At 60.7% G+C, this 13203-nt stretch carries 15 protein-coding genes and 2 pseudogenes; 5 read left to right on the forward strand and 12 right to left on the reverse strand.

All coding sequences use genetic code 11. From position 1 onward, the window contains the following. Positions 1–425: 425 nt before the first annotated feature. From CXY70_RS00115 to CXY70_RS00125, 3 genes and pseudogenes are all read right to left on the reverse strand, one after another. Positions 426–1373, reverse strand: coding sequence for a hypothetical protein (locus tag CXY70_RS00115; protein ID WP_104190396.1), 948 nt, complete (start codon positions 1371–1373; stop codon positions 426–428). Further along, a complete protein-coding gene (locus CXY70_RS00120) occupies positions 1339–1932 on the reverse strand; it encodes an RNA polymerase sigma factor (RefSeq protein ID WP_104190397.1) in 594 nt (197 codons plus the stop codon). Before CXY70_RS00120 ends, CXY70_RS00115 begins: the two co-directional genes overlap by 35 nt. A 180-nt stretch (positions 1933–2112) precedes the next feature. Further along, positions 2113–2931 (reverse strand): annotated as a pseudogene (locus tag CXY70_RS00125) (transposase); the annotation flags it as partial. Between the two features lie 298 nt (positions 2932–3229). On the opposite strand from CXY70_RS00125, the gene CXY70_RS00130 reads away from it, so the two are divergent. Further along, positions 3230–3739, forward strand: coding sequence for an ASCH domain-containing protein (locus tag CXY70_RS00130; protein WP_104190398.1), 510 nt, complete (start codon positions 3230–3232; stop codon positions 3737–3739). Between the two features lie 78 nt (positions 3740–3817). Here CXY70_RS00130 and CXY70_RS17415 read toward each other — a convergent pair whose 3' ends face one another. Further along, the gene (locus CXY70_RS17415) at positions 3818–4204 is read right to left on the reverse strand and encodes a hypothetical protein (RefSeq protein WP_146065998.1); all 387 of its coding nucleotides are present in this window, start codon (positions 4202–4204) and stop codon (positions 3818–3820) included. A 188-nt stretch (positions 4205–4392) separates the two neighbouring features. Between CXY70_RS17415 and CXY70_RS00135 the strand changes: the two genes are divergently transcribed. The 3 genes from CXY70_RS00135 (at position 4393) to CXY70_RS00145 (ending at position 6253) form a co-directional block, all read left to right on the forward strand. Next, on the forward strand, positions 4393–4854 hold the full coding sequence (locus tag CXY70_RS00135; protein ID WP_104190399.1) for a hypothetical protein: 462 nt from the start codon (positions 4393–4395) through the stop codon (positions 4852–4854). Positions 4855–5060: 206 nt separating this feature from the next. Next, positions 5061–5399, forward strand: coding sequence for a hypothetical protein (locus CXY70_RS00140; protein WP_092449009.1), 339 nt, complete (start codon positions 5061–5063; stop codon positions 5397–5399). 164 nt (positions 5400–5563) lie between these two features. Next, complete coding sequence (locus tag CXY70_RS00145) at positions 5564–6253, forward strand: hypothetical protein (RefSeq protein WP_104190400.1); 690 nt, start codon at positions 5564–5566, stop codon at positions 6251–6253. Between the two features lie 139 nt (positions 6254–6392). On the opposite strand, the gene CXY70_RS00150 is transcribed toward CXY70_RS00145, so the two are convergent. From CXY70_RS00150 to CXY70_RS00175, 6 genes and pseudogenes are all read right to left on the reverse strand, one after another. Beyond that, positions 6393–6683 carry a DUF4287 domain-containing protein gene (locus CXY70_RS00150; RefSeq protein ID WP_104190401.1) on the reverse strand — a complete coding sequence of 97 codons (291 nt, stop codon included), beginning with the start codon at positions 6681–6683 and terminating at the stop codon, positions 6393–6395. Positions 6684–6811: 128 nt separating this feature from the next. Beyond that, a complete protein-coding gene (locus tag CXY70_RS00155) occupies positions 6812–7384 on the reverse strand; it encodes an isochorismatase family protein (protein WP_104190402.1) in 573 nt (190 codons plus the stop codon). Positions 7385–7676: 292 nt separating this feature from the next. After that, positions 7677–8609, reverse strand: coding sequence for a DJ-1/PfpI family protein (locus CXY70_RS00160; RefSeq protein WP_369851257.1), 933 nt, complete (start codon positions 8607–8609; stop codon positions 7677–7679). A gap of 64 nt (positions 8610–8673) precedes the next feature. After that, positions 8674–9069 carry a hypothetical protein gene (locus CXY70_RS00165; RefSeq protein WP_146065999.1) on the reverse strand — a complete coding sequence of 132 codons (396 nt, stop codon included), beginning with the start codon at positions 9067–9069 and terminating at the stop codon, positions 8674–8676. 126 nt (positions 9070–9195) lie between these two features. Continuing rightward, positions 9196–9702, reverse strand: coding sequence for a hypothetical protein (locus tag CXY70_RS17420; RefSeq protein ID WP_146066000.1), 507 nt, complete (start codon positions 9700–9702; stop codon positions 9196–9198). 336 nt (positions 9703–10038) lie between these two features. After that, positions 10039–10595, reverse strand: a pseudogene (locus tag CXY70_RS00175) (recombinase family protein). A 740-nt stretch (positions 10596–11335) separates the two neighbouring features. On the opposite strand from CXY70_RS00175, the gene CXY70_RS00180 reads away from it, so the two are divergent. After that, positions 11336–11623 (forward strand): hypothetical protein, encoded by a 288-nt coding sequence (locus CXY70_RS00180; protein WP_104190405.1) that lies wholly within the window; start codon positions 11336–11338, stop codon positions 11621–11623. A 213-nt stretch (positions 11624–11836) separates the two neighbouring features. On the opposite strand, the gene CXY70_RS00185 is transcribed toward CXY70_RS00180, so the two are convergent. Continuing rightward, a complete protein-coding gene (locus CXY70_RS00185; RefSeq protein ID WP_104082774.1) occupies positions 11837–12229 on the reverse strand; it encodes a hypothetical protein in 393 nt (130 codons plus the stop codon). Next, entirely contained in the window at positions 12226–13053 is an 828-nt protein-coding gene (locus CXY70_RS00190; RefSeq protein ID WP_104190406.1) for a hypothetical protein, read from the reverse strand. Before CXY70_RS00190 ends, CXY70_RS00185 begins: the two co-directional genes overlap by 4 nt. Between the last annotated feature and the right edge of the window lie 150 nt (positions 13054–13203).

Consider the following 13203-nt stretch of genomic DNA (forward strand, 5'->3'; position numbering starts at 1 on the left):
GCGAGGTCGCACAAGCGGATCACAAAACGCGACCACTTAGCGCTAAACGTCACAAATACCGACGTCGACGATCACGGTCGTCATATAAGCCGAACTCCCTACGGGACGGTGAATGCAGTCAAGGACTGTAGGCGAGTCACGCGGCCGTTAGTGCATGCGTTCCTCGCTGAGTGAAGGAGCGGAGCCGAGACCCTTCTCTTCGCTGCGTCTGCAAAAACGGCGGGTAAGACCTTCTTCTTACCGGTGTTGTGGGGCACACGCAAATCGGAAGCCATGCGAATTGAGGCCTTTGCAATTGCCAGGCCACGCCTGCGGTCAACGGCGCCGTGTAGTTGTCGTCACCGGTGCCGATGGAAGAGGGACCGGGACAGAGTACGTCGGCGGAAGTTCAACTGCTGCTGGGTTTACCTCGTGACTCAAAGCACTCATGGCGCCGTGTCGACAACGGTCGTCTCGATTGCGGTCAGCGACATTTCCTCGCTGAGTCCCCACCCGAATAGAGTTGTGCCGCTCATGGCCCGTTCACCAATGACGAGGCCGGTGTCGGGATCGATGATGATTTCTTGGCGTTCCCCCGCTCTGAGCATCTCGTTCCGGCCGATCGCTATTCCTGTCACGCCGTCGAGATTCGCGACGTTGTCAGTGGCCGTAACTCCGGAAATACGAGATAGCGCGTCGAGGAGAGCTGCGCGCTGTGGCGCCGGAACTAGACCGGACCGAAGGATGTCAGTGATGCGCACGAAGTTGTTCTCGTCGCGGGATGCCGATCCACCGTTGTACTGAGCGTCGATCCACTCATACGCTGCAGCGCCGTCGAGGGGAATGTCTGTAAAGACGACATTTACCCATGAAGAATCCGGGCCATAGAATTGCCCGTCGACAGCTCGGGTTGTCTCGATCGATTCGCCGGTGAGCACGCCAGACATGTTGCCCCAATCGCGGTAGAGCGTCCATTCCGCCCCGGGATCGGCGGGCATATATACGTCCAGGATCTGATCGTTCGGCTTGCATCCGGTCTCATCGCAGACCCCCCAGCGAGCGTGCGTGTGCGAACGAAGGTACTGATCGGAGCCAGCCATAAGATCTGCATATTGGATGGTTTGGATGGCCGCGGACCGCAGCACGTCACTCGCGTAGGCCGACTGCGCGCTCAAGGTGACGTTGCCCACCACGAGTACGCCCGTTATTGCGGCGGCCACTCCAGCAGCAGCCCACGTCAGCCGCGGCGTCCAGGCCCGCTTCTTTCGATGCTGCGCCGTCGCGTCGCCGTCCGCGATGCGGCCGAGAAGCGCGGCCCGCCCCGCGGTCAACGCCGTCGGGCTCGGTTCGCGCGAGTCGTCACGCGTGTTGCGGAGCAGTGTCAGTTCGTCCATAGTCCGTCTCCTGTTCGAGGGTTTCGATACCTGCAGCGCGGCGCAGTTGGCGCCGTGCCCGATTCAGTCGTGAGCGCACTGTTCCGACCGGTACTTCCATCGCTGTGGCGATCGAGGCGTAGTCGAGGTTGCCCCACGCGTATAGCAGCAGGGTGTCGCGATCGATCTCCGGCAGTCGCCGCAGCGCCTTCGCCAACCGCTGGGTGAGGCGGTGAGCGTCAATACGTGCGCCGGCCAGGTCAATGAGGTCGGGGACGATCTGCGCCGCGAGGTCCGCTGTCATCCCCTTCCACGCCGTCGCCTCCAAGCGGACATGCTTGCGCATCAGTCGCGTGGCAATACCCAGCAACCACGGGCGCGCATCGACCACCGTCAAGTCGTAGGCCGACCTCCGCTCGAATGCCACCAAGAACGTCTCCGACATCACATCGTCCGCAGCGTGGTCGCCCAGCCGCTGTGCGGCATACCGGAAAACAGACGTCGCGTGACGGTCGTACAACGTCGCGAACACGGCCGGCTCACGCGCTGACCGCTCTATTACGTCGTTATCAGGGCTCATATCCGTATTGCTCGATTCAGTCGATCGGGTTCACACCAATCTTGCTGCGCGCGAGTGTCCACGAGCGGAGGCATTCTCCCGCGGGCTCATCCATGCATCGATGAACCCGATGCTGTCCCTTGGGAGAACTGCACCCTGGGCTCATCGGAATTTGTCAAGGTGAATGAGGCCAGTGGGAGTTTAGGCGGCTAGTTCGAGCCCTTCATTCTCGACGGGTTTTACGGCTGGTTTATTGATCCATGCCGTCTCGGGAATGGACAGGATCTGTGGTGCTTGATTGGTGCTGAATCGCGCTGGGAAACGAGCACGTGCCGCGTCCAGCGTCGCCGCCCGTGCCACGGCCTTCGACTCGGCAAGGCCATAGTGAACGTCTGCTGGCGTGTTCAGGCCGATCCCCGAATGGCGATGTTCGTGGTTGTAGCCGTCGACGAATGAGGCCATGAACGTCTTCGCATCGGCGAGGGAGCCGAAGCGTTCGGGGAATGTCGGCGAGAATTTGAGGGTCTTGAACCACGCCTCGCTGTAGGGATTATCATTACTCACCCGGGGCCTCGAATGCGACTTGGTGATCTCCAGATCAGACAACAATGCCGCGACGGTCTTGGACGTCATCGACGTGCCGCGGTCGGCGTGCACGACCTGCGGGACCCCGTGAATGCCGAAGATCTCCTTCATTATCTCCACCGCCAGCTCGCCCGATTCCGACGCGTGAACATATGCGCCAACGATGTAGCGCGAGTAGATATCGATCATCACGTAAGCATCGAAGTACTTCCCCTTGACTGGACCGGCGAGTTTCGTAATATCCCAGCTGAGTACCTGGCCGGGTCCCGTGGCCGTCAGTTCCGGGATCGCCCAGGCCGGGTGGCGTGCCTGTCGGCGGCGGTCCTTGACCTGCTGGTTCTCGTTCAACACCCGATACATCGTTGATATTGAGCACAAGTACGTGTCCGCGTCGAGCAGCTGGGCGAAGATCTGGATCGGCGGCAAGTCCACGAACGGCCAAGCCTCCACCGGGTGACAGCGATCACACCGCGCTATAAAACGGACGAAAGAAGCGTAGGTGATTCCGGCCCGCCACGAACAATACCTTGTCCTCCACCTATGGCGTCCCGCAAGCCGGACGTCTAACGGAGCGACGGTCGACTCCGTCGCTTCGAAGTAGGCGACTCGAACATCGCGGGCATCAACCTTTACAGTCGCGCATATTCAGACGCCGGGTGGCGTCGCATTCTCGGCAGCTGCCGCGGACATTACCGGTGACAGTGAACGAGTATCCCTGTGGAAGACTGACCGAATGACTCCTCACGAACCTGCAGCAGCTCCACCCGACGCCCTGGCAGGCGCGGCGTTCTGGGCCGAGTACGCCGATACCCACATTGACGCCGTACGCGTCTGCCCTGAGTACACAGTGGAACAGTTCGGTGACTCGGCGCGCCTTGCCGACGAACTTCTGAGGGAGGTCACGCACGGAGCGAAGCGGGCTACATCGGAGCTTGCGGCCGTGTTCGCCGCTAACGGCGAACAATTGCCAAGGATCGGTTCCCACTGGATCGCCTGTGACAGCACGGGCGTGCCGATCATCATCATGCGCAGTACCGAATTCCGCCTGGGCACGTTCAACAGCGCCGACGAATCATTCGCGTGGGATGAGGGCGAGGACGACCGCTCGCTGACCAGCTGGAAGAGTCAGCACGCGAAGTATTGGACTCGCACGTGCGCAGCGCGGGGCGCTATCTGGAGCGAGGATGACGAGATTGTGTTTGAGCGATTCCGCGTGGTGTGGCCGCTCGACCTCGCCGACTGAAGGGCAAGACGCTTGTTTCACCTCGTGAGGACGGCAGAATCCTGAGGACCGGCGACATACGGTCCGTAAGCCCAACCCTCATCGAGACGGTTCGTGTCCACCAGGCAGGTCGAGTACACGGCTGCGTGATTGGAGCGATGGCACCCAGGCGACGATAGACAGCACGGTCAGCGCCACCAATGCTGTCAGGCTCCCGATGCCAAGCCCGGTGGCAAACCAGCCAGGCGACACCACTAACTCCGATCCGGTTGCATCAAAATAGCGACATTCCAGACCTACAGGCCAGACAGAAAAAGTTCCTGAAGCGCCGAGCTCGCGCACGGCACCATCCGGTATCTGTTGGGAAATGGCGCACTGGTAGTCCGGGACTCCTGCCTGATAGGCGGCAGCGGCAACGGGTATGCCACAAAGCAAGACGACGGCGATGAGGATTACGGTCAGTGCAGTTTGGAAGCTTCGTCTCATACCTGATCGAACCACACCTGTGCAGCTAAGTTGGCCAGGTCCAATGTCAACACCTTTCCGGTGAACGGACGCTGTGCGACCGTCGAACTCTGCAGGACTTTGGGGCAAGTCGCTCAGGCGGGCCCGCAAGAGGAACCGTCAACGCGAACCTGCCAATTACCCCACGGCTCCCCTAGAATCGGTGCGTCATGATGTTCACGCGCCGTATTCTCGCCGCCTTGCTCGTCGCGGTTCCGAGCGTGGCCGTCGGAATCGTGGTGATGCGATGGATGCCCTTGCCGAACCCTCTGAACGTGCAGTGGTCCGGTACCGAGGTCTCGAACACGCAACCATTGTGGGTATTCTTCCTGCCTATCGCGGCCTTGACGCTCGGTGGCTTCGCCCTGGCTATCGCCGCCGTCGTCGATCGCGACCACGAGGATCCCTTTCGAGGAACGCTCTACATAGCGGCTGTACTGACTTCAGGCAGCGCCGGGGCGTGCTGGGCGCTCCTCGCGATGAACCTTGACTATGCCGCACCGACCGGTCCAGCCTTCCTCGGCGCGCTGGCGCTTGCGCCGGTGTACGCCCTGCTCCCGTTGGCCGTCGTCGGCATCCACGCACGGCACCGATCGAGCATCGACCAAAACATCGCGGAGGACCTCACATAGACCGTCACTCCTAATGCGCGGATCCCGCGACTTCGCCCGTAAGACGGATGACCAGCGGGCGCGGTGAAGCATGATTCCGCTCGAGTCGATTCGCTGAGCAAGTTGACCGCAGGGAGAACCCTCTACGGGACTGATTCACGCTATCGCGAAGAATCAAGCGCTGCAGCCGTCGCGCCGCAGTAGTGCTTGATCGATAGTCTGGCTCTATGCCCATCCAGACCGTCGGCGCCACGCGCTCCCCCGCCGTCGCAGTGGGGACCGTACTCCTGGGATTACTCGTACTCTGGATGGCGCAGCCGGTCCTTCCCAGTTGGGCTTGCGCGGCCAGTCTTCCGGCGGTGTGCCCGCCACAGTTATTGCCCGTCCGTGCGTCGCTGATCAGCGCAGGCATCCTGTTCGCGCTGCTGGCGACCGTATTGGTTGGGCTGCTGCTCCGGCCCAGATCAAACCGGTGGCTGGGCGGACAGTCGCGACGGACAGTGTTTGCCGTTCCGATCATCCTGGTCTTGACCGTCGTTGCGCATTTCGTGATACCGCAGTCCTGATTCCAGACTGCTCGGCCAGATCGCAACACCTCGCGCCCGCAAACCGAACTCTTACCGAGCGCTCAAGCGATCTCTAACCTGTCGCCGAACGCGGCTTGAGAGAAAGGGCGGCCTGCAAGACTTCAGAAGGAGGGCCCAATTGGGTGTCCCCTAGAATCAGCGGTATGGCACTCTTGTATCAGGCCGAGCTGCAGCCGTCGAAGATCGAGCTAATCAAGGAGTGGGCGCCGACCCAGCCGTGGTTTGAAGGCAGCGCCAGCGCGACCTTCACGAGCGTTGGCTCGTTCCGCTTCGACGATCCCAATGGCGAGGTGGGCATCGAAACAATACTCGTCAGGTCAGGAGACGGCCCAGTACTACAGGTACCTCTGACCTACCGCGGTGTGCCGCTCGTGGGCGGCGAGGCCTGGATTATCGGCACCATGCAGCATTCAGTTCTGGGCCAACGGTGGGTGTACGACGCTACGGGAGACCCCGCATATCTGGCGGCGGTTGCGACGGCTGCTCTCACGGGTGGCCGTCAAGCAGAGCAGTACATCGAAATTGATGGCGTGCGAGTTCTCCGCGAGTCGACGGCCGTCGTCACCGGCAGCGGGAAGAACGACGCGTCCGTCCCCTCGCTATCTTCGGCCGGCACAGTGTCTACTCGGCACGACCGCGGCGCGACCGTCGTTGAAGCAGGCGCCCTGCGACTCGTCGTGGCCCGGTTACTCGCCCCGCAACGCCCCCAGAGGAGCGGCTCGGATTGGCGCGCCAGGTTCGACGACACTGCAACACCGGAAGTCCTCACCGGCACGTGGACAAACCAGCCTTGCCCACAAACACTCGTTCAGGTTCAGGTTCAGGTTGGCTGAGCGATCCGGGACCCCCTGGGAGCACTGCGGAAGCGCGTCGCCCCCCCCTAATGAGCGCTGAGGAGTTCCACCGTAAGCCGAACCCTCAGCGGGCACCGAAATCCGTCCAAGTGAGCGGCGGCGGCCAGGAGCTATTGGCTCACGCGGGGCGGTTCTGCTTCCCGTCGAGCCAGAGTGTGTCGGATGCGTCACTGTGCGCGGTGCCACTGCCCACGTGCTTCGTGTCGATTTTTTCGCCGTTCTTGATGATGTGCACGAGCGCCATGGCGTGACCGCGGCCCAAGTCGAAGTCCGCCTTCAGCCAATCGACGATCACCCCGGCTTTCGTGGACGGGTCGTCGAACCCCTTCTCCTGAGCGAGCGCGATGAACTGTCGCGGGGTCAGTCCAGTCTTGTCTTCGATGTTGTCGAGGTATGCCTGGAATGACATCTCTGCTCCTTTGCTGGTGGTGCTGGGGGCCGCAGCTCGGACCACAACGACATCGGATCACTCGATCAAGATATCGTCGCAATCGACGATCACCGGCCCGGCCGAGCAACGAAGCGTGAGCGAACGTTCTATCTCGCTCGAGGGGCTCTTCGCGTGAACTCGACGTCTGCCGTCGGCACGACCTTGCCGGTTCGACCGGGGGCGGCCTGGAAGCTCCAGTACAGGTTGGTGTGCTCAATCACCTGAGCGGGCGGCGGAGCGCCCCATTCGGTGAGATCTTCTGTGGTGTGCGCGTCGGAGACCAACGTCACATCGTAATCGCGGGTGAAACCCCCATGAAGGGTGGAGCGCACGCACGCGTCGGTTTGCGCACCGACAACGACGAGGTGCCCGACGTCGATCCCGGCGAGCACCTGTTCCAGGCTGGTCGCCTCGAACGAGTCTCCATACTCTTTGCGGATAACGGCCTCACCGTGCGCTGGCGTGAGGTCGGGAACGATCTGCCAGACATCGCTGTCGATCGGCAGCTCGTCAGAGGAATGCTGCACCCAGAGGACCGGCACTGTTTCAGCGCGGGCGCGGTCTATCAGAATCGCGATATTGGCAACCACCGGACCGCGCCGGTGGGCGTTGGCCAGAACCCCGTTCTGGGCATCTATCACGAGAAGCGCGGTACCGGAACGGTCAGTGGGACGGGACATTTCATCCTCCAATAGCAGAAGAGCGAGACTGCGATCATGCTACTCCCAGCATCCGACACTCAGCTCGCGAACGGTGGGCAGCGTTCGCGATGCCGCGCCCTCGGGGACCTTGGAGTTCTGCCCACCATGACGTGCCAATCTCCAATCGGTGTGGGGCGGGACTGTCAGAAAATTGATGGATACAATGCCCGGAAGCCGGACCTTGAACGACACAGATTTTGGGCCAAGTCGCAGAGTCAAGGCTGGGCTCGCGCCTCGTTTCACAAGGGAACCCTCTACGGGACTGCTCCGGTCAGAACAGTCCGTTTGCCGCAGCGAAGGGATCCCAGTGCGGGTCCGTGTGAATCTCTAGCTCGGCAGCGGCAGCGGCCACCGCAGCAGTCTCTGGCCCGAAGAGATGCGCGACCAGTGCGGCGGTCATGTCGATTCCTGCCGCGACGCCTGAAGACGTCCATCGACTGCGGTCCTCTACCCACCGTGCTTGAGCAACCCATTCGACGGACGAACCATGCGACGTCGCCCATCCGTACGCGCGCTTATTGGTCGTCGCTCGAAACCCATCGAGTAGCCCTGCCGCGGCGAGCACAGCAGCCCCGGTGCACACCGAGGTCACCAGTCGTGCCTCGCTTGCCCACGCTGCCAGCCATTCGAGGAATCCTGCGTCGTTGACGAGCGAGCGAGTACCTCGTCCTCCAGGAACAAGAACAATGTCGGGACGTTTCGCGTCACGATATCCAACGGTCGCCACGACCTCGGCACCCTGACTGCTCCTCACAAGCCCTGAAGCGGGGCCGACCAATTCGACAGAAAACGCCTGCGACAGCATTCCAAGTAGGCCTACCGGGCCAAAGACGTCGAGTAGCTCGAACCCGTCGAAGAGGACAATCGAGACACGCCGGTGAGATTCATCCCGGTCACCTAAACAGCTCGAGCGGTTAGCCGTATCTGGTTTTATCACGGGGCAGAACGCCACCCGGTCGGTCGCGATAGCTTCCGCAGACTCAGCACTGCATTGAAAACTGCGGTCAGTGCGATGAGGACGAGAACGCCTCCGCCCACCAATGTCTGCATGGACGAGGCCTGTGCGAGTAAAAATACGCCAAACCCCATGGCGGGGACCGCGATCGCAATAACTGACCACCAAGCGAGCGATTCTTTTCTCTTCCCCATAAATGCAGTATCCCCTACGGAAGCACTCTCGGCTTGACGAGTACCTCCCGCTCACCGGAATCAGGGCGTAGCGCGTCCCTCAAGACCAACCCTTATCGGGACGGTTTGGGTCTAATTCTTCAGAGGGATTCGTGCCAGGTTCGTCGAGTGGCGAGCCGGGCGGTCAGAAAGAGAGCAAAGCCCAGGACTCCGAGGATCGCGGCGATCGTGATTCCCCAGTCCCACACGCTGGTCTGGGTATGTACTAGGAGGAGTTCATGCTCGCTTGTGAAATAGGAGCATTGGACCCCAATGGGGAAGAACGAAAATGCGCCGTCCGTAGTCCAGCCTGCTGAGGGCAGAGGCAGACTGCCCAGCTCGGGGTTCTGATCGCAGGATTCTCTGAGACCCGCATGTGAGATGATCGCGAACTGAAGCCCCGCCAGGGCGATGAGGGCGAGCGACGGAATGCCGAGGATCCAGGACCGCGCGGTCACGGCGAGGAGCACGGGAAAGGCCGGTCTTTGCAGTTGCATTTCGTGTACCCCCTCCTTCACAGAGTATGTGCTGCCAGACACCGGGTAAGCGTTTGAAGAAATCACCAGCCTGACAGAGTCAGTGCCCGTAGCCGAACGATGACCGGCGCATGGAACCAAGAGGCCCTACCCGACTGCTAGTAAGCCAATTACCAATGAAACAGCGATGAGAGCGCTGGCGACGCCACCAACACGAAGCCACAGCGCGGAGTTCGTTAGAGCGACGATTGTGGTCCCGAGGAGGGCGGCGATCGTGGCGAATGGCGCGGTCACAGCTACCCCGTACCGGAGACTCCCGTTCAAGTCGAACGGTGTGAGCACCACCCACGCCAGGATCCCTAACAGCATCAGTAGCGTCAGAGCAATCAGCGGTGCAGCGATCCGCGGAATCGACACCCGTCGCTGAATACCGATCCCGATCCCACCGAAGATCCCGCCGACAACAGCCCCCATGACGATACCGAGCCACCCCGATGCCGGTGCTCTACCTTCCACTGACCAGCCGATAACGGATGCAATATAGAGCGCCGCTAACAAACCACCGGTCACTGCGGCGGTTGCCGATCCCGCAGCGAACCACAAGGCATGCGGGTGGCCAGTTCTTGAAGCCCTTGCGTCGGTACGCGTGCTCACTACATTCCTAGCTGTCAGGGCCGGTTCGCGTTCTCCCGCTGCCTCCATGATGGCACTCCGCTGAAGACGGTATCTCGAAGACGCGCACGGATCCAACGTTGTCTCCTGCCCGTAAGCGGGACGACCGCCGGAACGCCCGAACACGCAGGGAATATCAACAGTTCCTCGGAGGGTTTCGCGACACTCCATGCCCGTATACCCCGCCTGAGAAAATGCCCGGTGAAGGGGGGGCATCCGGGACGGAAGGTCACCACCCCGAAGACGACTCTCGGCGCGTCACCTCGAGGAAGTTATCACGCAAATTCCGATTGCTTCACCCGCGAACATAGTCGAGCTTCACGCACCGAGTGCGGAAATTCTTCGATACGAAGTGGCACGCGACATGCTCAAATCTCGCGCGACCTGCGTGGCGGATTCGCCCGCGTTGACCAGGCGCCGGGCATTGAGGACTTGGCTTTCGGTGAACTGTGGGCGGCGGCGGCCGAGATCCTTGCCGGCCGCGCGACGCTTGTTGACACTGTCAATGATGCGTTCGCGTTTGATGGCCAGTTCCATCTCGGCCAACGCGGCCATAACCGTGAACACCATGCCGCCCATCGGTGTGCTCGTGTCCACGTCTCCCCCGCCCAGGTTTAAAACGCGAAGCGCGGCACCGCGCGTGCGCAGCGCTTCCGCGAGCTCCAGCATGTTGGCTGTCGNACTCCCGCGAGCTCCAGCATGTTGGCTGTCGACCGGCCCAAACGGTCAAGCGTGGTGACAACGAGAGTGTCGCAACCTTCAAGGGCGTCTAGGGCCGAGTCAAACTCCGGTCGCCGTGCACGCCCCCCGAACAAGTCGATGAGCTGGCCACGCTCTGCGCGCCCACCTCGACAGTGATCTACCTGCTGGCCTATACGGGCCTCCGTTGGGGCGAGATGGCCGCCCTAAAGGTCAAACGCCTCGAACTTGGGACGCCGCCGCCTAGACGTAGCTGAAGCCGTTACAGAACCAACGGGCGCCATCCTCTGGGGCACGCCGAAGAACCATGAGCCACGATCAGTACCGTTTCCGGCGTTCTTGACCGAAATGCTCCAGGCCCAATGGGCAAATCCGGCAAATTCGGAGAAACACACCACTGGACCGGTTTCAGAAACTTTATCTGATCAGCAAATTTAGTGGAGCCGCCTGTCAGAATCGAACTGACGACCTTCTCATTACGAGTGACCGATGGGCGCCCGGAAACAGGCGTTGCGGCGTCGAAATCGTTGATTTCACGGGCTTATTGTGCTTGATGTGATCACCCTTAGCAGCATCATTTCCGTTCAAATGTGGGCAAGTTGTGGGCAAGAAAATGATCCGCTCACTCTAAGAATCTGTGATGTATCAGCACATCTCCTACGAATTTGTATTAGGTGAATTATCGAGAGCGGGTACCGACCTGCGCACCCGGTCCAGGTTGATGGCGGACGTCGGCAAGAGTTCGTCATCTACCTGGAGTTCCGCAAGCCGGGCCGGACCGACACAGCCCGGCCCGGCGCTACTCTCACCCTCATTACAGATTGTCCTGTCGCCGCCCCAGTCGCTGCCGTGAGGCTGTCGGCCCCGCCAATTTGCGCCGAATGCGAGCTGCCGCAAGAAGAGATCACTCACAGTTGTGCCTACGAGAGGGCGTGCGACCGACAGTTGCGCCAAACGCTTTCACCCCATCTTTGAGGTACTCACCGATCCCCACGTGCTCATCCTCATGAGCCTGCCCGTCTGCTACCGCTGCCACCAGATGACGCGCAACGGCAGTATCATGCGTTTCGAGCGTGGAAACCCGGCCTGCAACGAGCCCACCTACCTCCTCAGCGCCAAGTCCGCGCAGGCCAACAAAACTGCTGCCTGTCACGGCTCTCCAGCCGGCGCGCCCCACGCTCGTGCTTTCCGAACCCCGGGCTGACCCGACACTACCGCCCAGGCGAGGTCGCCCTACCTTGTCCGGGTTCCCCCGCTGGAGAGTTCGCTCGTCTGCGCGCCAGAAACATCAAATCCGGGCCGATAATGTTGATTATGTCAAGTTCTTGATTTCCTCACAGTTGGGTCGAACCTGCCTGGTCGGCCGAGCTCTCCCTCACGGCGAAAGCATCTCTCAGCCCCAAAATCAAGCTGAGATTCACCTGTTGCTTTCTCGTCCTGACAGATACAGCTGGGCCAACGCGATCCAGTCTTCTGGTGTAACTTCAGGCGCCCAGATTGCGAGGTATTCGCGGGGCGTGAGCCCACTCGGCGTCATTTCGATACCGTCACGATAGGTGGCAAAAGGAGAACTGGATCGACTGACGCGGAACAAAACGTCGCGAAACCGATTCTTCCCCAGTGCGAACGTCGGGAATTCCGAGACGCTCGCGCAACGCCAGGCTCGCCAGGCTTTCCCGAACGCAAATTCAAAGTCCATGATCGATGGGTTGAACTCGACAACGCCCTCCGCTGCAAGAGCTCCAAAGAATCCATTGGCTACAAGAAGGAGTTGTTGGTTGCGGGTAGTGGCCGAAGCCCCCGGATTCACGCTGCCACATCCGCCACCGTCGCAACGACCAAAAGAAGATCTCGCTCGGCACCGAGGGCCAAAAGAGCCTCCGCCACAGACGGGTGCCCGAAACATGGGACTAGTTTCCTCTTCACGTCAGACTCCTTCTCGCTGCGCTTCTTGTCAGAAGCGAGTGACCATTCGACCTCCGAATTGAGAGAGTGAAGCACTCTTGCGACGGTCTCCGGCACGTCGACATATCCCCAGTCGTGGCCTTCGACAGCTTCCCGGAATAGTTTCGGGAACATTGGGTTTGCACCCTTGAAAGCATCTTCGATCGCCTCAATAGTGAGGTAGTTTTCCATCTCTCGCCGGGTCAGAACAAACATGTGTGACGACAGGTGATCGTCGGTGTTGTAGCGCGCTAGGTACTTGGATATCTCGGGTTTCAGAGCCGACCCTTCAACCAAGCGATCGGAATCAAGAAGGTGAACCTCAGGCCTACTAAACGGCGACAGGCGGCTCTCCCAAAGAGCAGCGGCGCCGCAGCCGCCGATAGGTATGAAGCAAAGCTCACCGTCAGTTTCCATTTGGCGAAGATCTGGATATTCAGTGGGACGGGCGGCTTGTAGCGCATCGCTCAGTGCCAGTAGACCGCCGATATCGTTCTTGCCCTCAACGATGAAGAAGCAACGCACATTGTGATCCGCGAAAGTCCCCATCGCCTTGTTCAATTGCTGGAGAACGAACCGCTCGCTGGATGTGTCACTGGAACTCCACACGCGCTTCCCCTGCTGCTCCTCGACGAAACGCACGGCTGCGATCGGTATGTTCCTCACCAAGTTCGAGCTGTGCGTCGTCATCAAAACCTGCCTGTTTGCGAGCCCCGCAACTTCAATTAGAGCGGAAACAGTTTCGCGCTGAAGATCCGGGCGGAATTTGTCAAGGTGAATGAGGCCAGTGGGAGTTTAGGCGGCTAGTTCGAGTCGGTCATTCTCGGTGGGTTTGTCGGC

It is taken from the genome of Cryobacterium sp. Y82 (genome assembly GCF_002929495.1).
In the GTDB taxonomy this organism is placed as follows: domain Bacteria; phylum Actinomycetota; class Actinomycetes; order Actinomycetales; family Microbacteriaceae; genus Cryobacterium; species Cryobacterium serini.

What these genes read in the sequence shown, in the direction of transcription:
- CXY70_RS00145 (WP_104190400.1), top strand. Translation starts at nt 5,564, where the DNA reads ATGGCACTCTTGTATCAGGCCGAGCTGCAGCCGTCGAAGATCGAGCTA.
- CXY70_RS00120 (WP_104190397.1), bottom strand. Translation starts at nt 1,932, where the DNA reads ATGAGCCCTGATAACGACGTAATAGAGCGGTCAGCGCGTGAGCCGGCC.
- CXY70_RS00190 (WP_104190406.1), bottom strand. Translation starts at nt 13,053, where the DNA reads ATGACGACGCACAGCTCGAACTTGGTGAGGAACATACCGATCGCAGCC.
- CXY70_RS00165 (WP_146065999.1), bottom strand. Translation starts at nt 9,069, where the DNA reads ATGCAACTGCAAAGACCGGCCTTTCCCGTGCTCCTCGCCGTGACCGCG.
- CXY70_RS00115 (WP_104190396.1), bottom strand. Translation starts at nt 1,373, where the DNA reads ATGGACGAACTGACACTGCTCCGCAACACGCGTGACGACTCGCGCGAA.
- CXY70_RS00135 (WP_104190399.1), top strand. Translation starts at nt 4,393, where the DNA reads ATGATGTTCACGCGCCGTATTCTCGCCGCCTTGCTCGTCGCGGTTCCG.
- CXY70_RS00130 (WP_104190398.1), top strand. Translation starts at nt 3,230, where the DNA reads ATGACTCCTCACGAACCTGCAGCAGCTCCACCCGACGCCCTGGCAGGC.
- CXY70_RS17415 (WP_146065998.1), bottom strand. Translation starts at nt 4,204, where the DNA reads ATGAGACGAAGCTTCCAAACTGCACTGACCGTAATCCTCATCGCCGTC.
- CXY70_RS00155 (WP_104190402.1), bottom strand. Translation starts at nt 7,384, where the DNA reads ATGTCCCGTCCCACTGACCGTTCCGGTACCGCGCTTCTCGTGATAGAT.
- CXY70_RS00140 (WP_092449009.1), top strand. Translation starts at nt 5,061, where the DNA reads ATGCCCATCCAGACCGTCGGCGCCACGCGCTCCCCCGCCGTCGCAGTG.
- CXY70_RS00150 (WP_104190401.1), bottom strand. Translation starts at nt 6,683, where the DNA reads ATGTCATTCCAGGCATACCTCGACAACATCGAAGACAAGACTGGACTG.